General features: G+C 55.0%; 19 protein-coding genes and 2 tRNA genes. 15 read left to right on the top strand and 6 right to left on the bottom strand.

Annotation, left to right across the window (positions count from 1 at the left end; all coding sequences use genetic code 11):
* Positions 1 to 46 precede the first annotated feature (46 nt).
* From Q4501_RS01095 to Q4501_RS01085, 3 genes are all read left to right on the top strand, one after another.
* Positions 47 to 3583, top strand: a complete 3537-nt coding sequence (locus tag Q4501_RS01095; RefSeq protein ID WP_303593435.1) for an indolepyruvate ferredoxin oxidoreductase family protein — start codon at positions 47 to 49, stop codon at positions 3581 to 3583.
* On the top strand, positions 3576 to 4757 hold the full coding sequence (locus tag Q4501_RS01090) for an amino acid aminotransferase (protein WP_303593433.1): 1182 nt from the start codon (positions 3576 to 3578) through the stop codon (positions 4755 to 4757). The genes Q4501_RS01095 and Q4501_RS01090 overlap by 8 nt, the downstream gene beginning before the upstream one ends.
* Before the next feature lie 96 nt (positions 4758 to 4853).
* Entirely contained in the window at positions 4854 to 6236 is a 1383-nt protein-coding gene (locus Q4501_RS01085) for a sodium-dependent transporter (RefSeq protein ID WP_303593431.1), read from the top strand.
* A 78-nt stretch (positions 6237 to 6314) separates the two neighbouring features.
* Here Q4501_RS01085 and Q4501_RS01080 read toward each other — a convergent pair whose 3' ends face one another.
* Complete coding sequence (locus Q4501_RS01080) at positions 6315 to 7112, bottom strand: methyltransferase domain-containing protein (RefSeq protein WP_303593429.1); 798 nt, start codon at positions 7110 to 7112, stop codon at positions 6315 to 6317.
* A 113-nt stretch (positions 7113 to 7225) separates the two neighbouring features.
* Between Q4501_RS01080 and Q4501_RS01075 the strand changes: the two genes are divergently transcribed.
* The 7 genes from Q4501_RS01075 to Q4501_RS01045 all read left to right on the top strand — a co-directional run bounded on the left by Q4501_RS01075 (position 7226) and on the right by Q4501_RS01045 (position 14849).
* A complete protein-coding gene (locus tag Q4501_RS01075) occupies positions 7226 to 9877 on the top strand; it encodes a YdbH domain-containing protein (protein ID WP_303593428.1) in 2652 nt (883 codons plus the stop codon).
* Positions 9878 to 9997: 120 nt separating this feature from the next.
* Positions 9998 to 10153, top strand: coding sequence for a YnbE family lipoprotein (locus Q4501_RS01070; protein WP_303594333.1), 156 nt, complete (start codon positions 9998 to 10000; stop codon positions 10151 to 10153).
* A gap of 44 nt (positions 10154 to 10197) precedes the next feature.
* The gene (locus Q4501_RS01065; RefSeq protein WP_303593427.1) at positions 10198 to 10542 is read left to right on the top strand and encodes a YdbL family protein; all 345 of its coding nucleotides are present in this window, start codon (positions 10198 to 10200) and stop codon (positions 10540 to 10542) included.
* A gap of 105 nt (positions 10543 to 10647) precedes the next feature.
* Positions 10648 to 11193: a DUF5610 domain-containing protein gene (locus Q4501_RS01060; RefSeq protein WP_303593425.1), complete on the top strand. Its 546-nt coding sequence runs from the start codon at positions 10648 to 10650 to the stop codon at positions 11191 to 11193.
* A 146-nt stretch (positions 11194 to 11339) separates the two neighbouring features.
* On the top strand, positions 11340 to 13319 hold the full coding sequence (locus tag Q4501_RS01055) for an EAL domain-containing protein (RefSeq protein ID WP_303593423.1): 1980 nt from the start codon (positions 11340 to 11342) through the stop codon (positions 13317 to 13319).
* A gap of 2 nt (positions 13320 to 13321) precedes the next feature.
* Positions 13322 to 14464, top strand: a complete 1143-nt coding sequence (locus Q4501_RS01050) for an L-lactate dehydrogenase (RefSeq protein WP_368496920.1) — start codon at positions 13322 to 13324, stop codon at positions 14462 to 14464.
* 19 nt (positions 14465 to 14483) lie between these two features.
* The gene (locus Q4501_RS01045) at positions 14484 to 14849 is read left to right on the top strand and encodes a DUF488 domain-containing protein (protein ID WP_368496918.1); all 366 of its coding nucleotides are present in this window, start codon (positions 14484 to 14486) and stop codon (positions 14847 to 14849) included.
* Here Q4501_RS01045 and Q4501_RS01040 read toward each other — a convergent pair.
* Positions 14844 to 16028 (bottom strand): PLP-dependent aspartate aminotransferase family protein, encoded by a 1185-nt coding sequence (locus Q4501_RS01040; RefSeq protein ID WP_303593422.1) that lies wholly within the window; start codon positions 16026 to 16028, stop codon positions 14844 to 14846. The two genes, Q4501_RS01045 and Q4501_RS01040, sit on opposite strands and share 6 nt — an antisense overlap.
* A 230-nt stretch (positions 16029 to 16258) precedes the next feature.
* Here Q4501_RS01040 and Q4501_RS01035 point away from each other — a divergent pair, with 230 nt between their 5' ends.
* Complete coding sequence (locus Q4501_RS01035; protein WP_303593420.1) at positions 16259 to 17173, top strand: AEC family transporter; 915 nt, start codon at positions 16259 to 16261, stop codon at positions 17171 to 17173.
* Here Q4501_RS01035 and Q4501_RS01030 read toward each other — a convergent pair.
* Positions 17150 to 18178, bottom strand: coding sequence for a zinc ABC transporter substrate-binding protein (locus Q4501_RS01030; protein WP_303593418.1), 1029 nt, complete (start codon positions 18176 to 18178; stop codon positions 17150 to 17152). The genes Q4501_RS01035 and Q4501_RS01030 overlap by 24 nt on opposite strands.
* A gap of 183 nt (positions 18179 to 18361) precedes the next feature.
* Between Q4501_RS01030 and gltX the strand changes: the two genes are divergently transcribed.
* The 3 genes from gltX (at position 18362) to Q4501_RS01015 (ending at position 20117) form a co-directional block, all read left to right on the top strand.
* Complete coding sequence (gene gltX / locus Q4501_RS01025; protein ID WP_303593416.1) at positions 18362 to 19843, top strand: glutamate--tRNA ligase; 1482 nt, start codon at positions 18362 to 18364, stop codon at positions 19841 to 19843.
* 115 nt (positions 19844 to 19958) lie between these two features.
* Positions 19959 to 20034, top strand: a tRNA-Ala gene (locus tag Q4501_RS01020).
* Between the two features lie 7 nt (positions 20035 to 20041).
* Positions 20042 to 20117, top strand: a tRNA-Glu gene (locus Q4501_RS01015).
* A 230-nt stretch (positions 20118 to 20347) separates the two neighbouring features.
* On the opposite strand, the gene Q4501_RS01010 is transcribed toward Q4501_RS01015, so the two are convergent.
* On the bottom strand, positions 20348 to 21199 hold the full coding sequence (locus tag Q4501_RS01010; RefSeq protein ID WP_303593414.1) for a 6-carboxytetrahydropterin synthase: 852 nt from the start codon (positions 21197 to 21199) through the stop codon (positions 20348 to 20350).
* Between the two features lie 108 nt (positions 21200 to 21307).
* Between Q4501_RS01010 and Q4501_RS01005 the strand changes: the two genes are divergently transcribed.
* Positions 21308 to 21985 carry a nucleotidyltransferase family protein gene (locus tag Q4501_RS01005; protein ID WP_303593412.1) on the top strand — a complete coding sequence of 226 codons (678 nt, stop codon included), beginning with the start codon at positions 21308 to 21310 and terminating at the stop codon, positions 21983 to 21985.
* Here Q4501_RS01005 and Q4501_RS01000 read toward each other — a convergent pair.
* Together Q4501_RS01000 and Q4501_RS00995 are read right to left on the bottom strand one after the other, a co-directional pair.
* Complete coding sequence (locus tag Q4501_RS01000; protein WP_303593410.1) at positions 21945 to 23042, bottom strand: response regulator; 1098 nt, start codon at positions 23040 to 23042, stop codon at positions 21945 to 21947. The genes Q4501_RS01005 and Q4501_RS01000 overlap by 41 nt on opposite strands.
* Before the next feature lie 49 nt (positions 23043 to 23091).
* Complete coding sequence (locus Q4501_RS00995; protein ID WP_303593409.1) at positions 23092 to 24375, bottom strand: PEGA domain-containing protein; 1284 nt, start codon at positions 24373 to 24375, stop codon at positions 23092 to 23094.
* Positions 24376 to 24430: the final 55 nt, after the last annotated feature.

Here is a 24430-nt window from a genome sequence, read left to right as displayed (position 1 = left end):
TTCCCTCTAGAATTTTGGTTATAAAATCGACAAAAAGGAGGGCGTCATGTCCGCCGATCTCTCTCGACCAGACAATTCTCAACTCGACAATTACAGCCTTGAAGACCGATACCTCAGAGACTCAGGGCGGGTATTCCTGACAGGCACCCAGGCACTGGTGCGCATACCTTTGATGCAGGCTGCCCTCGATCGCAAGTTGGGCCTGAAAACCGCGGGCATGGTGAGTGGTTACAGGGGGTCGCCCCTGGGCGCATACGATCAGGCGTTGTGGCAGGCGAAAAACTACCTCGACGAGAGTCGCATCGACTTTGTGCCTGCCATCAATGAAGACCTTGCAGCAACCATAATGCTGGGGACTCAGCAGGTAGAAACCGATGACGACCGCCAGGTGGATGGCGTGTTCGGGATCTGGTATGGCAAGGGGCCAGGAGTTGATCGCGCCGGTGATGCGCTGAAGCATGGCACCACATACGGCAGTTCGCCCCACGGTGGTGTGCTGGTGGTTGCCGGGGATGACCATGGTTGTGTGTCTTCCTCTATGCCGCACCAGTCTGATGTGGCATTCATGAGCTTTTTCATGCCCACAATAAATCCGGCCAACGTTGCCGAGTATCTGGACTTTGGCCTCTGGGGTATTGCCTTGTCCCGTTACAGTGGCTGTTGGGTGGGTTTTAAAGCAGTTTCGGAAACGGTAGAAAGCGCTGCCTCGGTTGAGCTGCCGCCGCTGCCTGAGTTTGTTACCCCGGACGATTTCACTCCGCCTGAAACCGGTCTGCACTATCGCTGGCCAGACCTGCCGGGCCCGCAGTTGGAAACCCGCATCGAGCACAAACTGGCGGCTGTGCAGGCGTTTGCCCGGGCCAACCCTATCGACCGTTGCCTGTTCAATAATGCTGAGGCGCGCTTCGGCATTGTTACCACCGGCAAAGGCCATTTGGATCTACTCGAAGCGCTTGACCTGCTGGGCATTGATGAACACGGCGCCCGTGAGATGGGGTTGGATATCTACAAAGTAGGTCTTGTGTGGCCAATCGAGCGCCGGGGCATGCTCAACTTTGTTCATAGCAAGGAAGAAGTGCTGGTTATCGAGGAAAAACGGGGCATTATCGAGAGCCAGATCAAGGAAGCTATGTCTGAGCCGGATCGCCCCGGCGAGGTTCTGATTACCGGTAAACAGGACGAGCTGGGCCGGCCCCTGATTCCCTATGTTGGCGAATTGAGCCCCAAATTAGTCGCCGGTTTTCTGGCCGCCCGCCTTGGGCGCTTTTTCGGCGAGGACTACAATGAACGCCTGATGGCCATCAACAGCATGAGCAACGCTCAGGATCCGGGTGGCGTAAAGCGTCTGCCGTATTTCTGTTCAGGTTGTCCTCACAATACTTCCACCAAAGTGCCGGAAGGTAGCAAGGCACTGGCCGGGATCGGTTGCCACTTCATGGCCTCCTGGATGGGCCGCAACACGGAATCCCTGATCCAGATGGGTGGCGAAGGGGTCAACTGGATCGGCAAGAGCCGTTACACCGGTAATCCTCACGTGTTCCAGAATCTGGGGGAGGGCACCTATTTCCATTCGGGCTCCATGGCCATTCGCCAGGCCGTTGCTGCCGGCATCAACATCACCTACAAGATTCTGTTCAATGATGCGGTCGCCATGACCGGTGGTCAGCCCGTGGACGGTCAGATTACCGTGCCGATGATTGCGCAGCAGGTTGCCGCAGAAGGTGTGCGCCGGGTTGTGGTGCTCAGTGATGAGCCGGAAAAGTACGATGGCCACAAGAAACTCTTCCCGGATGACGTAACCTTCCACGACCGTTCAGAGCTGGATAAGGTGCAGCGAGAGCTGCGCGACATTTCCGGTTGCACGGTACTGATTTACGATCAGACCTGCGCTGCGGAAAAGCGGCGCCGGCGTAAGCGGAATCTGTACCCGGATCCCGCCAAGCGGGCGTTTATTAACCATCACGTTTGCGAAGGCTGCGGCGACTGTTCCGTGCAGTCGAACTGCCTTTCTGTGGTGCCGCGCCAGACGGAGCTGGGCCGCAAACGCAAGATCGACCAGTCCTCCTGCAACAAGGATTATTCCTGCGTTAACGGCTTCTGCCCGAGTTTTGTCACCATCGAAGGCGGCCAGTTGCGCAAATCCCGGGGTATGGATACCGGTTCTGTTCTCACAGGCAAACTCGCGAATATTCCAGAGCCAGCTCGGCCAGAACTCACAGGCTCCTACGATGTGCTGGTGGGTGGCGTTGGTGGCACAGGTGTCGTAACCGTAGGGCAGCTCATCACCATGGCGGCGCACCTTGAAGCCAAGGGTACTTCGGTGCTGGATTTCACTGGCTTTGCCCAGAAGGGTGGCACGGTTCTCAGTTACGTTCGCATGGCGCCTTCCCCGGATAAACTGCACCAGGTCCGGATCAGTCACGGCCAGGCGGATGCTTTGATTGCCTGTGACCTTGTCGTTGCATCGTCCCAGAAAGCGCTGAGCGTTCTGCGTCCGGATCACACCCGTGTGGTTGCCAACGAAGCGGAACTGCCTACCGGTGATTACGTGCTGTTCCGCGATGCGGACATGAAATCTGAAAAGCGTCTGGACCTGATCCGCGACGCGGTTGGTGATCACAATTTCGCGCGGTTGGATGCTAACGGCATCGCCGAGAAGCTGATGGGCGACACCGTGTTCTCCAACGTGATGATGTTGGGCTTTGCCTGGCAGCGGGGTTTGTTGCCGCTGTCGCAGGCTGCGCTGATGAAAGCCATTGAGCTGAATGGCGTTGCCGTCGAGCGCAATAAGGAAGCCTTTGGCTGGGGCCGGGTTGCGGCGACAGACGTGAAGGTTATCACCGACCTGTTGACTACCGGCCAGGCGAGAGTAGAAGAAGTGAAAGCGGAGCCGAGCCTGGACGAGCTGATCAATATTCGCCACAAGCATCTGGTGAACTATCAGAGCCGCCGCTGGGCAGATCGCTATACCACGCTTGTAAAACAGGTGCGTGAAGCAGAGGAAAAGCTGGGTGAGACCAATAATTTGCTGACCCGCGCTGTGGCGCAGCAGTTGTATCGGTTTATGGCGTTCAAGGACGAATACGAAGTGGCCCGTCTGTTCGCCGAAACCGACTTCATGAAGGAAGTGAACAACACCTTCGAAGGTGACTTCAAGGTTCACTTCCATCTGGCGCCGCCCATCATGAACCGGGGCACTGATGCCCAGGGCCGGCCCAGGAAGCGTCAGTTTGGCCCCTGGATGTTCCGGGTATTCAAGCTGCTGGCAAAGTTCCGCGTGCTGCGTGGAACGCCTGTCGATCCGTTCAGCTATTCGGCCGATCGCAAGATGGACCGCGCCCAGCTGAAAGAGTACCAGCAACTGGTTGAGCGGATTGTCAGTGAATTGGACGCCAGCAATTACGATACCTTCTTGCAGCTGGCGGAACTGGGCAGTGAAATACGAGGCTATGGACCGGTGCGTGAGCAGGCGGCCGAAGCTGTTCAGGAAAAACACTCACAGCTGATCAAAGCGCTGAATACCGGCCGGCCGACACTGATTCGAACCAGCCAGGCAGACCACAAGGAGGCCGACCATGTTTGAGGCGCTTGAACAGTTACCTCAGGACCCGATTCTGCAATTGATGCAGACGTTTCGTGCGGATACCCGGCCCGACAAGGTGGACCTGGGGATTGGGGTCTACAAGGACGACGAAGGCAATACGCCCATTATGACTGCGGTTCATGAAGCTGAGCGGCGTCTGCTGGAGGGTGAAACCACCAAGAGCTATGTCGGCCCAGCCGGAGCGGCAGGCTTCAACGATGCCATGGCGCGTCTTATTCTGGGAGGCAGCAACAGCCTCATTCGCGATGGCCGCACATCGGTTATTCAAACGCCGGGCGGTTGCGGGGCCTTACGCATGGCAGCAGAGTTTCTGCGGTTGTGTCAGCGGGACACCACGGTGTGGGTCAGCACGCCCACCTGGGCGAACCACATGCCATTGCTGGGCGGCGCCGGCCTGAAAATTCGCGAATATCCCTATCTCAATCGAGAGACATTAACGGTAAATTTCTCCGCCATGCTCGACACTCTGGAGAGTGCCGAAGCGGGGGATGTGGTTCTGCTTCACGGATGCTGTCACAACCCCTCCGGCGCGGATCTTACGTTTGATCAATGGAGAGCCGTTACCCAACTGATCCTGCGTAAGGGGCTATTGCCCTTTGTGGATATGGCTTACCAGGGCTTGGGCGAAGGGCTTGATGCAGATGCCGCAGGCCTGCGCTATCTGGCTGGCCAGGTTCCGGAAATGGTGGTTGCTGCCTCCTGCTCCAAGAACTTTGGCTTGTACCGGGAGCGCACGGGGGCCCTGGTGTTAATCTCGGCTACCGAGGCCATTAACAAGGCGGCAACCAGCCAGCTGCTGAGCGTTGTTCGCGCCCACTACTCCATGCCGCCGGCCCATGGTGCAGCGATCGTTGAAACCATTCTGGACGATGACGTATTGCGCGCCGAATGGCAGCTTGAGCTGGGTGGCATGTGCGAGCGAATTCTGGGCCTGCGGCATGCCTTTGCGGATGCCTTGGCGCCTGTGGGTGATTTTGGCTTTATCTCACGGCAGCGGGGTATGTTCTCGTTTCTTGGCATCACTCCGGAACAGGTTGGCCGGCTGCGGGAAGAACACGGCATATACATGCTGGAAAGCAGTCGTGTGAACGTGGCTGGTCTGAATGAACGGGTGTTGCCGCAAGTTGCCAGCGCCATACGCAGCGTCATGTAGCAGCCCGCTCCCCCTTTTTAAGTATTCAATCAGAGCCTCTTTCACAGAGGCTCTACATTATGACGATCCGACAAAAACAACTATTCGGAGAACGCAATGACTGAATCGGTTCATCCCCACCAGCAGGCCAGTAACCTCTGGACCTCTAAAATGGCCTTCATTCTGGCTGCTGCCGGCTCTGCCGTCGGGCTGGGTAATATCTGGAAGTTTCCCTATATCACGGGTGAAAATGGAGGCGGTGCTTTTGTACTGGTTTACCTCGCCTGTATTTTCCTGATCGGTGTGCCGGTGCTTATTGCAGAAATCATGATCGGCCGCCGTGGCGGTCAAAGCCCAATTGCAACCATGCGCTCCCTGACGAAAACCGAGAACGCATCTAAAAGCTGGCGCATTATCGGCTGGAACGGTGTGGTTGCTTCTTTCCTGGTGCTTTCTTTTTATGCGGTAATCGGCGGCTGGTCTCTGGTTTACATCGGAAAAGCAGCGCTTGGCCTGTTCGTTGGCGCGGATGCAGAAGCTATCGGCGGGCAGTTCAATAATTTGCTGGCGAATCCCTGGGAATTGTTGCTCTGGCATACGGTCTTCATGGCCATTGTGGTGTTTATTGTGGGGCGGGGCATTCGGTCTGGCCTGGAAAAAGCGGTCAATATGCTGATGCCATTGCTGTTCGTTCTGCTGATCGTGATGGTGTTTTATGCCATGAGCAGCGGCAGCTTTGGTCGTGCTGTCAGCTTCATGTTTTCACCGGATTTCAGCCGCCTTACCGCCGAAGGTGTTCTGGTCGCCCTTGGTCATGCTGCTTTTACGCTCAGTATTGGTATTGGCGTGCTGATGGCCTATGGCTCTTATCTGCCCAAAAACGTCAACATCGCCAGAACTGCCATGACTATTGCGGTGTTGGATGTCAGCGTGGCTTTGCTTGCAGGGCTTGCCATTTTCCCGCTGGTATTTGCCAACGGCCTTGAGGCGGGCGCCGGGCCGGGGCTGATTTTCGTGACTCTACCCCTGGCCTTCGGTCAGATGAGTGGCGGGCTTGTCTTTGGCGCTATCTTTTTCGCGCTTTTGTTTGTAGCCGCTATCACTTCGGCCATTTCCATGCTGGAGCCGGTTGTTGAATGGCTGGAAGAACACAAGGGTGCAAGTCGGACCAAAAGCGCCGTAGGCGGAGGACTTGCTGTCTGGTTCATTGGTATTGGCACTGTATTGTCCTTCAACCTCTGGAGCGATGTGCATCCCCTGGGCTTCCTCGGCTTTTTCGAGGGTAAAACGGTATTCGACCTGCTCGACTTTCTGGTCTCCAACCTCATGATGCCTTTGGGTGGGCTTGCGATTGCCCTGTTTGCGGGCTGGGTTATCCGTCGCGAAGGGCTGGCTGAGGATGTTGGTCTGAAAGGTGGTGCCTTCAAGGCCTTTATGTTTGTGCTGAAATTTGTGACACCGGCGGGTATCGCGATCGTGTTTCTTTATAACCTGGTGTGATTCAACTCTGCCGGTACTCTTTGGGGTGCCGGCAGGGAATACTCTTTACACAAAGCGAGCGAGGTGGCCCGGGCAAAGTCAGTTATGATCCGTATCCCATGAAACAAATGCCCATCTAAAATCCTCTCCGCCACGATGCGCACGCTCTGGGTCTGAATGATACCAGCCTGTCAAACGTTCTTTTTCAGCATCGCTCAACTGGCCCAGAGCGGATTCCGCTTTCGCCAAAAACTCATCAACATTCGCCGCTCCCGCAAGACGGCCTCTGGCTTCAATATAATCCAGGCGGGGGTAACGCCCCATCTGATAAAGAATGTTCAGTATGTATATGAAATCCGGTATTGGGCACACTTCCCGGCCAATGGCTTTGAGAAGGCTGCAGTCGATGAACCTGCCGCCAACAAGATTGGTGAGGCAGACCCGTTTGCGGGCTGTTTGATGGAGTTTTTGCAGGGCATCCGCCATGTCCATCACCGCCGTTGAGCGGGAGGCGATCACCAGGTCGCACTGGGGGATGTTATCCCAGCTGTCTTCCCAGGCGCATTGAATCGTGCGGGTATTGTTAAGGCCGAGCGCAAGAGCGTTGTCCTGAAAAGCCTGCAACATTCCTGCACTGTAGTCCACGCCCGTAACCTGCTTCATTTTAGGCGCCAGTGCCAGCCCGATGGCGCCTGTGCCGCAACCCATGTCCAGCAATGTGTCGCAACCGCTCAGGTTTGTGAGGTCGATAAATGCCTGACTGTAGGGGCTGTCGATGGGCGTTTTCGGCATGCTGGCCGCTTTGGCATCCCATGCGCTGGGGGGCTTTTCTCTGCCGCCGGCCTGAGCCATCTGGTCGCGGTATAGCTGCCCGAAATCAATGTCTGAGATTGTCATGGAATATGCGTTTCCTGCTCAACAGATGCCGATACTGTAACTGTTTCAGTTATATCAACCAATGTACGGTAGGATTCATATAAAACCGGTAACGGGTCAGGAGATAGCCCGCAATGCGCATTGCATGGAAACCGATCGGATGGGGAATATTCGCGGTATTGGTGCTCACCATACTGTCCGGCATTCTGGCCGCCCGCCATCTCTTGAACGAGACGCTGCAACAGAATGGCATTGAAACGCTTGAATGGCAGGGGCTGCGCCTCTCGTTCAGTGGCGTGTCTGTGCGTGAACTGGAACTCGTGCAGTCCTTGCCGACGCGAAAACTTGAATTGAAAAGCAGGGAGCTGAATTTGGGGTGGAGGAGCCCTGAATGGGGAGAGGGGTGGCTGCCGCAACTAACGGCGCTGACGGCAGGATATCTTGAGCTGGATTGGCACACGAAACCCGGAGAACAATCTGCGGGTGGCCAGCAAGAAGAGAATCAGTGGCCGCCAGAAATGCCCAGCTGGTTACCTTCGGAAATCACTGTTCAGCAGTTTAGGGTGACTCTGCCGTGTGAAGCAGGGCGTTGTCCTCTGACCGGAGGCCTGTCGATTACCGGCCCTGAATCCGGTTTGGTTCCAGTCACTGCCAGTGTACACCTTGACCATGACGGCCATCAGGTCGCTTTGCTGGCCACGCTTGATGGTGTCTGGGATACGGATCTGGATTTATCTGCAGAGCTGGCGATTGATGGCACTCGCTACCTGTCTGCAACGTCTGGCTACCTGAAACAGGGCGTTAACGGCCTGGTGTCCTGGCGCGGCTCAGTGGCGGTACCCGATTTACCGCAGACCGACTGGTTACTGGCCTGGCTGCAAACCTGGCAGAGCATTCCCGCGGATCAGTGGCCGGAACAACCTGAAACCGGGTCTATGGAAGCCAGCTGGGAGTTGCAGGGCCCGGGCGACGAGAACTTTCTGGCGTATGTAACGGGGAGCGCCAAGGTTCAGGCACAACTACCGCAGCCCTGGCCTGCGCCCGGGGTGGGAACGATCGGAGGCAATCTGGAAGTCGCTCTGAAGGCAAATCAGGGCCGATGGCAGCCCGAAACTCTTCAGGCAGATCTTGTGCTGAGCCATCCGGCAGCGTGGATCCGAACGGTGCCAGAGCTGATGCAACCAGACTCGCTAACCTTGTCGGTACGGCCAGCCCCTGCATTGGCGCCGCTTTCCGCTATCTTACCTACAGCTCCGGGAGAAGCGCCTGAGGCGAAAATGCCACTGAACGTGGAGCTGAACAGCCGTGGCGGCGCAAATGTTTCTTTACGTTCCCATCTTTCGGTAACGACCAAAGCGCCGTGGATGATGCAACTGGGCGAAACTCAGCTTAATGCAGCAATGCCAGAACTTGAGGTTGCAGGCTGGCGACTGACCAAACCAAGGGTGGAAATTGCGCTGACCGGTCAGCTGGACACCAACAGCGGGACATTGAGATTTGCTGAGTCCACGTTTTTTGAGGTTGATAGGTTAGAGCCGGTTTCCGGAAGTGCTTTGGCATCTGCGAATGAGTCGCTGCTTAAAGGCCTGCGCGCGGAACTCGGCAAAACGACGTTGAATGCAAGCTACGCGATAGAGAAGAGCCAGCTCGACAGTTTACATCTTGAGGGGCCTGTCAGCCTGGATGCCAAAGAGGTCAGGCATCCGCAATTGTTGTCACAATCCTGGCAGTTTAATGGCAGGGTTGAAAGCGATCTCGCTCATACCGATGTTGCAGGTGTTCTGGGGGCCGATGCAGGGACTACGATAAACCTGGACCTGAAGTTTCCATACAGTGGGCTTTTAACACTTGAGGGCGAGACGAGGGTGAGTGGCAAGCAGGAAGCCGAGGCGCTGTCTCGAATTTTTGCAGCCTGGCCATCCCTGCTTACGGTATCGGGCGGCACGGTCAGTGCCAATGCCACATATAAGCAACCGAAAGCCGGTCCGATGCTGCTGGATGGGAGGTTTGTTTTTACCGATTGGAGCGGTATCTATGATCGAACAGCCTGGAGCAAAATGAACGGCTCTGCGGAGTTTCGGTTGGAGGAAGACAACATCAAGATATCCGTGCCGGAATTGACCGTGGAGGAGGTGAACTCCGGGCTCCCCATCGGCCCCTTGCTCTTGGCCGGAACCTACGAAGCACCGCTGGCGCAACTGGCTGCAGGAACCTTGGTGTTGGCGCAGGCCAATACCAATGCCCTGGATGGTAAGGTACGCATTCAGCCGGGCCGCTGGAATCTGGCGCAGGCACCAGTGACGATTCCTGTTGAGCTCACGGAGCTCAGTCTTGCCTACCTTTTGCAGTTATACCCAACCGAAGGGCTCGCAGGCACTGGTATTCTAAGCGGCACCGTGCCCGTGCTGTTCGACCCTGCGACCGGGATAAGAGTAGAGAGTGGACGCATTGCTGCCCTGGAGCCCGGCGGGCGGTTACAGTTGACGGCCGAACGGCTGAAGGCGCTAGCCAGCCAGAATGATTCTATGAAGCTGGTGGCTCAAGCCCTTGAGGATTTCCGTTACTCGGTTCTGGACAGCGGTATTGATTACGATGAGAACGGCACTCTGGTTTTGGCGCTTCATCTGAAAGGCAACAGCCCGAACGTTGGTGAAGGCCAGCCGGTGGTGTTGAATATCAATCTGGAGGAGAACATTCCGGCGCTGCTCCGGAGCCTGCAACTGAGTGGCAAGGTTAACGATGCTGTGACAGAGAGAGTCAAAGAGTTATTCAACAAGCGGGAATGAAATCCTGACCATGGGTCAGGCGACCTGTTAGAGTGAAGGCTAACAAAGGAGTAAAACGATATGACGCAATCTGGTTCCAGGTGTTCCCGGCGTGTGTTCGCCCTGTGTGCGGGTCTGACGATGGGTGGTCTGCTGGCAGCTTGTACCCCGACCGTTCAGGTAGCCGCGCCCAAGGAGCCGATAACCGTGAACCTGAACGTGAAAATCCAGCATGAAATTTACGTGAAGGTTGATAAAGACGTAGACGAACTGTTCAGTGAAAAGGGCCTGTTCTGATTGTCTTGGCATTCTGTATTTAGCGAATTATTAAGGAGTTGAACATGACGTTATTTACGCGATTCAGTGTCCTGATTCTAGCGCTTTGCCTGGCTCTGCCGGCAATGGCCATGAGCCTGGATGAAGCGAAAAATGCCCTCGAATCTGCCAAGAGCGATGGCTTGGTGGGTGAGACACCGGCGGGGTATCTGGCTGCTGTAAGCTCGGACCAGAGAGCGAAAGAGATCGTGAGTGCTATTAACGATGCCCGGCGCGAAGCCTACAAGGCCATCGCAGAGAAACACGGTATTGCAGTAACCAAGGTAGAGACGGTTGCTGGCCAGAAAGCGGTTGAGAAGACGCCATCCGGGCAATACATCCAGGTGGATGAGCACTGGATCAAGAAGTAGAGCGAATCATGGGTGGTTTGGTCGATTTATAACCAACCGATCTTAATGCCGGGTAAGCATCTGCCGATAACCATTACATATACATCCTTTCAGGAGGAGAAAGTTATGGTAGCGCCAATCATTGGTCGCGGGCCGGATGTGACCGGTCGAGTGAATACGGGCCCGGGTGAGGTCAGGTCTGCAGGCCAGGTTTCCACAGAAGTACGTGTCGATAAACAGACTGAGATCCGCACGCCAGCGGACGCAATCAACGTTATGCGCGTACGCATGGAGCAGAGACTGCAGGAAGCCATGGGCGGCCAGAGCAAAGCCGTATCGGGTGCCGATCAATACGCTGCGCAGGCGCAGCCTCCTTCCGCTTCTGATGTTGCTGGCGTGATTCTAGGCTTTGTGCAGAATCGCCTGCAGCAAGAGACAGACGCCGGTGCAGATCTTGAAACACTGGCAGGCCTGATGGAGCAGGCAAGGGCTGGAATTGAAAAAGGTTATGCCGAAGCGCGGGAACAGATTGTGGCCCTGGGCATGATGAATGAAACCCTGGGCGCAGAAATCGACGAGGGTTTCGACCTTATCCAGGACGGCCTCCTGAATCTGGAGAAACTGTTTTTAAGTGAAGGATCTGAAATGGATAGCCCAACCGACGTGGGTTAATCAGACACCTTTGGGAGGCCTTGCCTGGCCAAGTCCTCTGCCAGATTGTTCCACCTCACCTTAAATCGGATAAGCTCGATGTAAGGTGCACTTGCATAAGCTATGCTGTTGAAAAATACCTTCTTTCATCGTCGGACCCTCCCATTATGTTTGATGCTGACTCGACAGCTTTCGAAATTTTTCCATGGAACCGAAATTTCGAGACAGGTATCGAGAAGATTGACGATCAGCACAAAGTGCTCGTCGAGATCCTGAACCGTCTTGCCTGGCACTTCGCGTCCAGTGCGTCGGAGCTTGATTTTGGCCATATCCTGGATGAACTGCTTTCTTACGCTGCGTATCACTTCAAAACCGAGGAAGACATCTGGAAATCGGTGCTTGGGCAAGAGGAAATGGTAAAAAACCATCACGATGGTCATCAGCTGTTCTTTGTGCAGATTCAGATGTATCGCTCCAGCAATGAGCCGGAAGAGAAGGTAATGGGGGGGCTGTTCGATTATCTGACCCGCTGGTTGGCGTTTCATATCCTTGAGTCGGATCGCAGGATGGCCCTGACAGCCAAGGCGCTTGAACGCGGTGTTCCCATGTCAGAGGCGAAAAGAGAGGTTGACGGCCAGCTGAGCGGTTCGGTCTCCGTGATGGTCTCGGCCTTTCTCGAAATATACGGCAAGCTCTCCGCCAGCACGATACAGCTTATGCGAGAGAAAATGGCGAGGCTCAGGGCCGAGAATGAACTGGCAGGTTTACAGAGGGAAAAAATTGATGCGGCTCTGGAAAGGCAGGCTTCGGACCACGAACGCCAGCTCCAGTTTCTTGCTTATTCAGATCCGCTTACCGGCCTGATGAATCGCAATGGCATTGTCAGGGAAATCCGGAGTGTCATGCAGCAAAGTCATTTGGAGGCTGAGTCCGTCGCACTGGTCTCTATTGATCTGGATAATTTCGGCAAGGTCAATGCTCGTTTCGGGGAGGAATATGCCGACCGGCTCCTTGGCCTGCTTGCGAAGCGTTGGTCAGATGTCCTGGCGCAAGGTGGACAGCTTGCCCGCATCAGCGGAGATGAGTTTGTGGTGTTGCTGCTGGATAGCAGAAAGGTCGAGGCCCAGCTCCACACCATGAGGCTGACGGCTGAGCAACCGTTTGTTTTGAGTGGTGACAGCGTCTCAATGGGTTTCACGGCAGGTGTTGCTCTGTTCCCCCATGATGGCGCTTGCGATGCCGATACAGTATTGAGGCAGGCGGATCATGCGCTGTTCCGCGCCAAGCAGGAACAAAAGGGCGGCTGGCTGTTCGTGGATGCGAGTGAGCAGCGTCAGTCTGCCGAGCGCCAACTCCTGCTGGCGGATATTCGAACCGGGCTGGCTGATAATCAGTTCTGGTTAGCGTACCAGCCCAAGGTAAACATGCGCTCGGGTGAGATTATTGGTGTTGAAGCGCTAATCCGCTGGGATCATCCCGTTGAGGGTATGTTGAGCCCGATTCATTTTTTGCCGGCGCTGGAGCACCATCCGCTAAACATTGAAATTGGCGAGTGGGTTATTGAAGAGGCTTTCAGGCAGATGGCAGTCTGGGATAGCGAAGGGTTGCATCTTGATGTGGGCGTTAACATTGCGGCGATGCATCTCCAGCAGCCGGGCTTCGTGGAGAAACTCGAAGAAATTCTCGCCCGATATCCTCATGTGGCTCCGCAACGGCTTGACCTCGAAATACTCGAAACGGCTGGACTTGGCGAACTTGATAAGGCAAGCAGCATTATTTGTAGCTGTGAGGGCCTTGGCGTTACCTTTTCTCTTGATGATTTTGGTACCGGGTATTCGTCGTTATCCTATCTCAAGCAATTGCCAGTGAAGACCTTGAAAATAGATCAGGGTTTTGTGAGAGGCGCACTGTCGAATGAGGACGATATTTCCATTCTTAAAGGTATCATCGGATTGTCCCATGCCTTTGACAGGAAGCTTGTTGCAGAGGGCGTAGAAACCCGCGAACACGGCGAACTTCTGATTAGCCTTGGTTGCTATTATGCACAGGGATACGCCATTTCCAGGCCGATGGAACCGGAGAAAATGGGCGCCTGGAAAGATGAATGGAAAACCTACCCTGAGTGGTCTTCTGGAGAAAAAATATAACAATGATTACACCTGCAAATACAACCGATAACCGCCAGCTTGCCAAAGCTCGTTTGCCGCGGATGATGTTCGACTACTTTGATGGTGGTGCTTTCTCTGAACAGACACTCAGAGAGAACACGACAGACTTTCAGAACCTGCATTTTCGTCAGCGTGTTATGCGGGACGTATCCAGCGTTTCGGCTGCAACGCAGATCCTGGGACAGGCTGCGTCACTGCCACTGGTGTTGGCTCCTGTCGGTCTTGCCGGCATGCTTGCGCGGCGAGGTGAGGTTCAGGCTGCCCGCGGAGCAAAGAGCAGTGGTGTCCCGTTTTGCTTGAGTACCGTCTCGATCTGTTCACTGGAGGAGGTTGCCGGGGCGGCCGGCGCGGACAACTGGTTCCAACTATACGTACTGAAAGACCGGGGTTACTCCGAAGCTCTGCTCAATCGTGCACACAAGGCTGGTTATTCCACTCTGGTGTTTACGGTGGATCTTCCGAAGCTCGGTGTACGCTACCGCGACGTGCGTAACGGCATGAATGGGGGGCTTTCTCCCTGGGGAAAAGTTCAGAAGTTGTCCGACATACTTTCCCATCCTCTCTGGCTTTGGGATGTGGCCATCAAAGGCAAACCCCTGACCTTTGGCAATCTCGCCGATGCGGTACCCTCGGGTCGCAACCCTGAAGACTTCAAGGCCTGGGTAGACCAACAGTTTGATGCATCTGTTACCTGGAAAGATCTGGATTGGGTGCGCCAGCATTGGCCAGGCAAGCTGGTAATAAAAGGCATTATGGACCCGGACGACGCCCGTTCTGCAGTGGATGTCGGGGCTGATGGAATCGTTGTCTCTAATCACGGTGGGCGGCAGCTGGATGGTGCGCCTTCAACTATTTCGGCATTACCGGGTATTGTTGAAGCGGTGTCAGGAAAAACCGAGATTCTGTTTGATGGCGGTGTGCAATCCGGGCAAGACATTGTGCGGGCACTTTGCCTGGGTGCAAATGCCTGTCTGGTAGGCCGCGCATGGGCATATGCGTTGGCGGCAGGTGGAGAAGAGGCTGTCTCCCGGATGCTGGATAACTTCCGGTACGAGGTAGAGTTGACACTTGCACTCTTGGGTAAAAATTCGGTAGAACAGTTGAACGCGGGTGACCTTGTCTGATCAATAGAACGGAGGCTTGATGATGGAAATTCGAATCAAAAGAGCTTACGAAGAATCTGCGCGTTCCGATGGACCACGCATACTGGTCGATAGACTATGGCCCCGCGGTGTTGCCAAGGAAGATGCCGAACTTGAAACCTGGCTGAAAGGGCTCGCCCCGTCTTCCGATTTGCGCAAGTGGTTTGATCATGACCCTGAAAAATGGGGTGAATTCCAGCAGCGGTATCTGAAGGAGTTGAAAAAAACTGACGCGGCTGATGATCTGAAAGAGTTGCAGTCGATCGTGAACGCCCACAAGCGAATAACACTTGTTTTTGCCGCAAAGGATACCGAGCACAACAACGCGGCAGCCCTTCGCGACTTTCTCAAGAATGGTGATCTATAACTGGTTCAAAGCCTGTTGCAGGTCTGCGATCAGGTCATCCGCATCTTCGAGCCCAACAGACAGTCGCAGCATTCCGTCAGTTATTCCGCGGCGCTCGCGCTCCTCTCGGCTGATGCCGTGGTGACTGGTGGCGCAGGGTTGGGACACCAGGCTTTCGACGCCTCCCAGGCTGGTAGCTAACAGAAAAACCTTAAGGCTGTCGGCCACTTTTTCAGCCTGTTCGCGGCCTCCCTTTAGCTCCAGCGTCAATACCCCGCCAAACCCCTCCATTTGTTGCGAGGCAAGGCTGTGATCGGAAAAGTCGGGTAACCCCGGGTAGAGTACCCGCTTGATTGCCGGGTGATTTTGCATCGCACAGGCTACTGCCATAGCGTTCTCATTATGCTGTCGCACTCGCACAGGTAGGGTTCTGAGGCTGCGTGAGAGCAGAGCTGCGGTTTCCGGTGCCAGTATCTGGCCGAGGTTTTTGCGCCACTGGGCAATGGGTCTGACGTGGTCAGCGGAGGCCATAACGGCACCCGCGGTGAGGTCGCTGTGGCCACCCAGGAATTTGGTGGCACTGTGGATACTGAAGTCGGCACCCAGCAGCAGAGGACGCTGATTCACTGGTGAGGCAAATGTACTATCGACTGCAAGAAGGGCGCCTCTGGAGTGGGTTCGCTGTGCCAGTTTCCGGATATCCAGTATGCCCAGTGTCGGGTTGGCCGGGGTTTCACAGTAAACCAGCATGCCGGGCATGTTGAGAACACTGGCCAGTTGTTCGCATTCGTTCTTCAGCAGGAAGGTAACAGGAATACCCAGAGGCTGCAGGTGATTGATCAGCAGCTCCTGGGTGCCGCCGTAAAGGTCACCGATACAGACGATGCCGCTGCGTCCGTGAGCAAATAATGTTGCTGAAATGGCCGCCATGCCAGAGGCGAAGGCCAGCGCATCTTCTGCGTCTTCAAGGCTCGCCAGGCCTTGCTCAAGCTCCCGGATGGTGGGGTTGCTGCCCCAGCGTGTGTAAAGATTTCCCTGTGTATGCCCCTCAATTACGTTTCGCAGCGAGTCTGTGTCCGCAAATCGGTAAGTGGTGGTGTTGTACACCGGAGAATAGGGGCTGCCAAGGCTGTCTTTATGGCGGCGGTTATGAATAATCCGGGTTGCTTTACCCTGTTTCGTTTTGGGATCGGGGTGCATGGGTTCTTCCTGATGCTGAATATGGCGCTCAACCGGATGTGGCGGCTTAGTGGGATTTATTCTGGCAGGCCCGGTTCAGGCTGACCACTGGGCGAGATGATCAGTGGCAAGAGACGTTCTGTCAGTCCAAGTTCGGAGACGGTTTAGGGGCCATCTGATATCCTTGACGATTGCCTGGCTTACGAGCCGGACGGGTCCCCGTAAAAATCACTGATGCTGGAGTTTTCGATATGCCGGTTATGGTTCAGGCGTTGGTGCCTGTTTTTGCGCTGATAGTGCTAGGTCATCTGTTCCGGCGCTGGGCATTCCCATCAGTTGAGTTCTGGCCACAGGCCGAGCGGTTTACCTACTACGTGCTCTTTCCTGCCATGTTGGTCTACAAGCTTGGCCAGGCTCGCCTGCCGGCTTCTGCCTACGGCGATACGGCCATGCTGATTGGTTCCATGTTGCTGGCGATGACTGTGTTGTTAGTGGTTGTGCAGTTTTTCTGGCGCTGGGACGGTCCCGTCTTTTCTTCGGTCTATCAAGGTGCAATCCGGTTTAACTCTTATGTGGGGCTAGCGGCAGGAGGGATGTTGCTGGGTGACGAAGGCCTTTCTCTGACCGCGATCGCTGTCGCCGTCATGGTGCCGATGTTGAACCTGATGTGTATTCTTATGTTTTCTTTGGTGGTAACCCAGGGCCCGTTGAGAATCAAGCCGGTGCTACGCGCCATTGTGTCGAATCCTCTGATTATCGGGTCGGTCCTAGGGGTAGTCTGGAGCTTTTTCGAGATTGGCTTTCATCCGCTTCTCGCGGGCACGCTTGAGCCTTTGAGTAATCTTGCGCTGCCGATGGGGCTGATGACAGTTGGCGCAGGGCTTCAATTGAAGGCCCTGCGGGGCGGGTCTGCGCCCTTTATTCTGTCATCGGTTCTCAAACTGCTGCTTTTTCCGCTGATGGCAATGGGGCTTGCCGTTCTGCTCGGGCTTGAAGGCACCCTGGTGCAGGTAGCCGTGCTTCTGGCCACCCTGCCAACCGCGACATCCGCCTATATTCTGGCCAGGCAGTTAGGCGGTGATGCGCCGCTGATGGCGGGCATAATCAGTGGTCAGACGCTTCTGGCCATGGTGTCTGTTCCATTAATGCTCAGCATTCTCTGGTAAGCATTTGAGCACGGCATCGGCGATGCTTTGCTGGAAAGCCTCGTAGCCGTTTGCGGTTGCAGCTATGTCGGTCGCCAGTGGATCCCAGCTGCTGAATGTTACATCCAGTCCCTCAGTGACTGAGTGCCACCACTGACGGTTGAATTGCGGCTCGGTCAGCAGGCATGGGTGGTTGGCACTCCGCAGCGTCTCTTGAACCTCGGCTATGTGTCGTGCTCCCGGCGAGAGTTCCGGGTTGAGCGTCAGGACGCCTTCAACGTTCAGGTTGTAATGTTCTCCGAAAGGGGTGAAGGCACTGTGATAGGCAAACAGGCTTATATCCTTCAAGGGTTCCAGTTGCTTCCGGATTTGCTCTTCTTTCCGTGCTACGGAGGCTTTGAATTTTTCCAGGTTACGATCCAGAGTCGTTTGGTCTGCACCGTCCAGTTGGGCCAGAGCATCCCGGATACTTTCTGCCATGGTAATCGCCATTTGGGGGTCTACCCAGATGTGTGGGTCTTCTCCGTCTCCATGATCGTGCCCATGCCCATGATCATCGTGGGTGACTTGTTCTTCTTGTTCGTGATGAGCCTCGTGTTCGTCATGCCCTTCGTGCTCGTGATGTTCTTCGTGGTCGTCATGGTCGTCGTGGTCGTCATGGTGGGCATGGTCGTGATCTTCTTCTGTACTTTCGACATCTGAGCTCATAAGTGCGACTGAGCGTTCACCAAATTCACTGCCTGTCAGGAGTCGGGTCAAAAACGTCTCCATTTCGGGGCCAACCCAGAATATGACATCTGCGCTTTCCAGCGCCCGGCGCTTCGAAGGTGTCATTGAATAGTTGTGCGGGCTGGAGCCCGGGGGTACCAGTGTAGTTGTGTGCATGTCATCTGTCGCAACTGCGCGTACCAGAAGCTCCAGTGGCTTGATGGAGGTAAGTATCTGGGTATCTGCAAGCGTGTTACTTCCGTAAAGGAGGGCGCTGGCGCTCAGAGTTATAGAAAGAGCTGTTTTGGCGATGCGCATGGCTATCTGAGTCCTACTATGTGGTTGAAACGTTATAATGTAACACCAAACATTAAAAGTTCGCAAAACCTCATTTGACTTGGCGGGTGGCCGTGCATTGATGCGCTGGGGCCATGCGAAATTATGCCCGGGCCGGTATAATGCCGGGTTTATCACACGGCCACTGATTTTCAGGAAGGTTTCATGACTGTACGTACCCGAATTGCTCCATCACCTACCGGTGACCCACACGTTGGTACCGCCTACGTGGCCCTGTTCAACCTCTGCTTTGCCCGGCAACACGGCGGGCAGTTTATCTTGCGTATTGAGGATACCGATCAGGCACGCAGTACTGCGGAATCTGAACAGGATATCCTCAAGGCACTGCGTTGGCTGGGCCTCAATTGGGACGAAGGCCCTGATGTGGGAGGTCCACATGGCCCCTATCGCCAGTCTGAGCGCAAGCATTCGTACGCTCAGTACGCGGAAGACCTGGTGACTGCCGGCCATGCTTTTTATTGTTTCCGTACGCCAGAAGAGCTGGATGCGATTCGTGAAGAGCGCAAGGCGCAAGGCCTGAACCCTGGCATCAAGGGCAACCTTGAACTGTCCCAGGAAGAGGTGAAACGTCGCCTGGATGCGGGTGAATCCTACGTGATCCGTATGAAGGTGCCCGATGAGGGCGTCTGCGAAATTGAAGACATGCTCCGTGGCACCATTGAAATAGACTGGGCACAGGTGGACTGCCAGATTCTGCTGAAATCAGATGGCATGCCGACTTACCATCTGGCTAACGTGGTTGACGACCATCTGATGGAAATTACCCATGTACTGCGTGGCGAAGAATGGATCAACTCTGCGCCCAAGCACAAATTGCTGTACCAGTATTTTGGCTGGGAAATGCCCGTGCTGTGTCACCTCCCGTTACTGCGCAATCCGGATAAAAGCAAACTGTCGAAGCGTAAGAACCCCACGAGCATTAATTTCTATGAGCGCATGGGTTTCTTGCCGGAAGCCGTTACCAACTACCTTGGCCGCATGGGTTGGTCCATGCCGGATGAGCGCGAAAAGTTTACTCTGGATGAAATGATCGCAAACTTCGACATCCAGCGTGTCTCTCTTGGCGGGCCGGTTTTCGATGTGGAAAAACTTCGCTGGCTCAACGGCCAGTGGCTGCGTGATGAGCTTACGGAAGAACAGTTTATTGAACGCATGCGCCAATGGTGGTTCAACGAAGACGCACTCAAGGCGTTGGTGCCGCATATCAAGGGCAGGGCGGAAGTCTTCTCTGATGTGGCGCCTATGGCGCAGTTCATGTTCTCGGGCATGCTTAATCTGAAGCCGGAAGACTTTGTTCACAACAAACTGGAAGAAGGCCAGATTAAACGGGTGCTCCAATTTACTTTGTGGAAGCTTGAGGCTCAACGCCATTGGAGTAAGGACACAATTTTTGCCGATATAAAATTCCTGGCCAAGGCTATGGATCTGAAAATGGGCGACTTCATGTTCTCTGTGTTCGTTGCAATTGCAGGCACGCCGAACTCCTGGTCTGTTATGGACTCCATGGATGTGCTGGGCCCGGATATGACCCGAGCGCGTTTGCGGCAGGCTCTTGAAGTGCTTGGAGGTTTCTCCAAGAAAGAAACGAAGAAAGTGGAAAAAGAGTACGCAGCATTGGGTGCTTAATAGCCACTTTGGTGAAGAAGTAAGCGGTCTGGACAAGGATGTTCAGAAAACTGGAAAAAAGTGGGGTGAAAGGTTGACGCCCATGGGGTGGATCCTTAATATACGCATCCGTTGAGGGGCCATAGCTCAGCTGGGAGAGCGCAACACTGGCAGTGTTGAGGTCGGCGGTTCGATCCCGCCTGGCTCCACCAATTTCTAGTCCCCTTCGTCTAGTGGCCTAGGACTCCGCCCTTTCACGGCGGCAACAGGGGTTCGAACCCCCTAGGGGACGCCAATACGGCTTGACGGTTTAGTCCACCGGATAGCCATCAAAAAAACCGCCTTCGGGCGGTTTTTTTGTGCCTGTTTATAAATGGATCGGGCTGATTGCCAGAGACCGTGAGCAGGGCGCCGCCTCCCAAAACACGCCGTAAACCCATCCATGGGGGCTTGGTGTTGCCATCCCTGGCAACACACAGTTTTGGAAGGTGGCGCCCTGCTCACTTGCCTCTGGAGTGGCCGGCATTAACGAGAGGCTAGGGCTCCTTTGCCAACGCCCTCATAAGCTTTCACAAGGATCGTGTCGGCAGGGAATTCTGATTTCAGCTGGCCAGCAATGTGCGCGGCAATCAATTCAACCGTGGTGTCAGTGGCCATCATATAAACACGCTTTTCCGGCAGGGTCAGGGCAAACTCGCCCTGGTTGGCCTCGTACTCAAAGGTGATGTACGGGACGCCGTTTTCCGCTACCTGCCTGCGCGCAACGTCTTCTTCAGACCCCACGTAGATATCCTGCCAAAGCCTGGCCCAGGAGCGCTCCAGGTCATAATCTCTGCGTCCGTTCCGATCGATGCGAATAGGTGAGCGGTGGCCGTGTGCTATGCGCTGGCAGTTACCCAGGTGCTTTTTCAGACCGTGAACGTAATGGTAGTAAGCCCCATCAATTTCCTCTTCCCGAAGATTGATTTCCACCGAAGTCACATTTGCCGGTAGTACCGCCATCAGCTCACGCTCAAGCAGAGCCGCTACTGCCGACGGAACAACCCGCTCTGCAGAAAGCCATACGATGGCTTCATCCGGCGAGCGGTGCACTATGTGGCTGCCGTCAGTTAGGGCCCAGGTGAAGGTGTCGGGTGTATCCTGGTTCCAGGAGAGGCCTTCGTAACCGCGGGGTATCACCAGCCTGTGATCCACACGCTCATCAATGATGCGCTTTATGGTGCGCTTTACGTTGCTGAAATCGAATACCATGCCCTGGTCATCAAGCTCGCCTCCCAGTACAACGTCGGCAATCCAGCTTTCCCCCACTAATCCCCGGGTGGGGTCCAGGTAAGCGAAATCGATAACGGTGAGGTTGTCTACAAACAGCTGGTTCATTAAGTTTCCGAGCGGGTATGGTTGAATGATGTGGGGATTCTAGCAAAAATCCGGAATGAGTGACCTGCCAGCGTATTAGTCTGAGCTTATTCTCGCCACTGATTCCATTTGTCTCATTTTATAAGGAACGAAACCATAACTGCTTCTCGCCATAATCACGATCAGGAGTTTCCGGCACTTGTTCTCGCGGCGGGTGCTTCCAGCCGTTTTGGGCGTCCCAAGGCTATGATGGCCCTGAGTGAAGGGAACGGTCAGAGCCGCACGCTTCTGGATCACGCCATTGCTCAGGGCAGGCTTCTTAGCCGGGATGTTCATGTAGTGTGTGGCGCCTGGTATCCATTGGTTCGCTTTCGTTGCCAGGCGCAGCCGTCTCGCTGGGTCCACGTGGCAGACTGGCACAAGGGGATGGCGGCATCGCTTTCGGCAGGTATTCGCAGCCTGGGACCCTATGCAAAAGGTGCATTTGTATTGTTGGCGGATCAGCCGCTGCTGGACCACCATGCTCTTGCAGCGTTTGGTGAAACAGCGCGGTGTTTTCCGGACCAGGCTCTTGCAGCAGACTACGGGAGCCGCCCGGGCGTTCCGGCTTATCTGCCTCGCTGGTTATGGCCTGACATTCTTGCGCTGGAGGGTGATCGGGGAGCGGGTCAGTTGTTGGTTGGAGCAAATGCGACGAGGCTGGCCATTCCGGGTGTTCATGACGATATAGACACTCCGGATGACTGGCGCAGGATTCGCGAGGAGTTTACCCGAACAGGCCTGCAAGCCAGGCAATCCCAAGGCTGAATACCCCAAGGCTCAAAGTCAGGCCAATGGTATATATTTTGGATGACGCAGAACGCTGCTGAGCGACAAACAAGTCAATAGTACGCTGGGCAATATCTTCAGCTGTCTCACGGGAAACCTCGTTAGCCTGTTGGATGGCTTCAGATTGCAGCGTTTGCCAGAACTCGGTGTCTATGGTCTGCACGCTGGTAATATGATCTTTCAGCTCCGCCATATGGTCACTGGTGAATCCGGAGTTACGTGAGAGCTCTTTTTTAAGGCCTGCCAGCTCCCTGCCCAAGTTAAGGTTTACCTCACCCGCAACCTCGTCTCGAAGGTTGCGGGTGCGCTCATCGATCATCTCGCTCATCGAATTCAGGCGCGCTTCCATGGCGCTTTCCTGTTTGCTTCGTGACTCGTCCAGCGCCCGTTTCAGATGGTCAAACTGCTCGTCAAACAAAGAGCTCAGCAACTCATGAAGGCGGTTGTTGATGTGCGTTTTGACGGCGGAGCGTGAAATCTGTTCAATCAGCTCGCTGGTCAGCGGAACAACACTGGTGGGAGCGCTGCCGTTTTGGGTAATCTCCGGATGGGGCTGCTCTGGTGGAATTTCCAGCGCTGCATTATCTGTCATGTCGTGAAGGTATTCGTCGGTGTCGGGCTCCGGGTCAATCCGGGGTGCCTCGGGAAGCGCGCCCTGGAGAAGATCACTCGCCAATTGGTCCAGTACCAGGCCCAGTCCATCAGGCTGCGTCGGCTTGGTAAGGATGTTGTAGACGCCGAAGTTCATGGCTTCTTTCGTGAACGATGAGGATTTCTGGGACGTGCACATTATGATGGGGATGCTGGAAGTGTCCGGGTTACCTTTTATGGCTTTGGTAGCCTCCACGCCGTTCATCCCGGGCATGAGGTGGTCCATGAAAATGACATCCGGGTGTTCGCCGGTGTTGAGGAGTTCCAGGGCCTCTTCTGCAGAACTGGCCATGCTTATATTCATGTCGCGGCCTTCGAGCAGTTTGCTCAGGGCAAACCGGGCTACTTTGGAATCATCCACCAGAAGAGCATTTTTGATCGCCATCTAACTACCTCAAGCTGTTACTTCAATCACGTTGGTTATCGGGCCGCTATTACCAGCCTTCCAGTGTCGGGCATTGTGTTGCCCGATAGCTTTTGTCCCGATAACACACGCCGGGCTCTGTGGTGCGGGCCGTGAATATTTCGCCGGCCGCTGTGGTCAGGCGAACCTGCCCGTAGGGCTCACCGTGGCGGAACGTCGCCTCGATGGAGCTGCCATTCGGGTTGCGCAGCAAACCGTTTCCGTGGAACTTGCCTTCGATGTACTCGCCTTCGTATTTCTTTCCGTTGGCGAATACTTCCGATCCGTCACCATGGAAGGAACCATTGGAAAAATCGCCTTCGTAGTGGCGGCCGTCGGGGTAGGTGAGAGTGCCTCGCCCGTGAAAGTCGCTGTTGCGAAAGCTGCCGACATATAACATGCCGTCGGCTGTGGTCAGAGAACCGTGGCCGTTAAGTTGGTTCTGCGACCACTCCCCGGTAAGAATATCACCGTTTTCAAGTGTGAGCGTGCCCTGGCCGTGAAATGCATCCGCACTGAATTGGCCTGTATAGCGGGAGCCATCCGCATCGCGCCATACACCCTCACCGCTACGCCTGCCGTTCTCCCAATCGCCCTCGTAGCGGGAGCCGTCCGCATACCAGGCGGTACCTGTGCCGTGAAAAGCACCATCAACAAAGTGACCTTCGTACCGGAGATTGTCGCTATCTATATAGGTTCCGTCGCCGGTTTTCACGTTACCTCGCCATACCCCGTTCTGATGATCGACGGAAGTGTAGGCTTCCAGTTTGCCGACCAACGTCAGCTCCTTGCCTGCATTGAGAACGACGCTTTGCTGCCAGGGCTGGAAACCGTTTTTAGTTATGGTGATGTCATATTTCCCCGGGGCCAGCTCGAGGTCCAGGCGCGTTGCACCATAGGCTTTGCCGTTGATTTCAACCTGATCATCTGCCACGTTTGAGCGCAAGGTAAGTGTGCCTGTTTTTGGAGCTGGAACAGGCTCTGAAGAGGACTCGGCTGTATCGGCAGCGTGGGTGTTCAGGGTTTTAGGCAGTTCGGCTGAAGCAATTGCCGGGGGGGCTTCCGCCAGTTCGGGAATAAGGAATGGCTCAGTGTTTACCTTAGGTGGCTCGTATACAGCTTCAGATTCGGCTGGAGGCACTGAAACAGCTTTAACGACAGCTGTTGATGTCTGCGCAGTATTTTCAATCGTAGGTGCGGCAGCTTCAACGACCTCACCACTGGGCTGATCATTGCGAATCGAAGCAAAGCCAGCTGTCACCAAGAGCATAAGAGCCAGGGCATTCAGAAACAGAAGTGGTCTGAAGTCGACCATGGTGGAACCTCTTGATCCAGCACTTTTCACATTGATCGTCGTTTTATCTTACCCA

This window comes from Marinobacter sp. 2_MG-2023 (assembly GCF_030546935.1).
Taxonomy (GTDB): Bacteria; Pseudomonadota; Gammaproteobacteria; order Pseudomonadales; family Oleiphilaceae; genus Marinobacter.
Note: the sequence above shows the minus strand (reverse complement) of the source record. Positions and strands in the feature narration are given on the sequence as shown.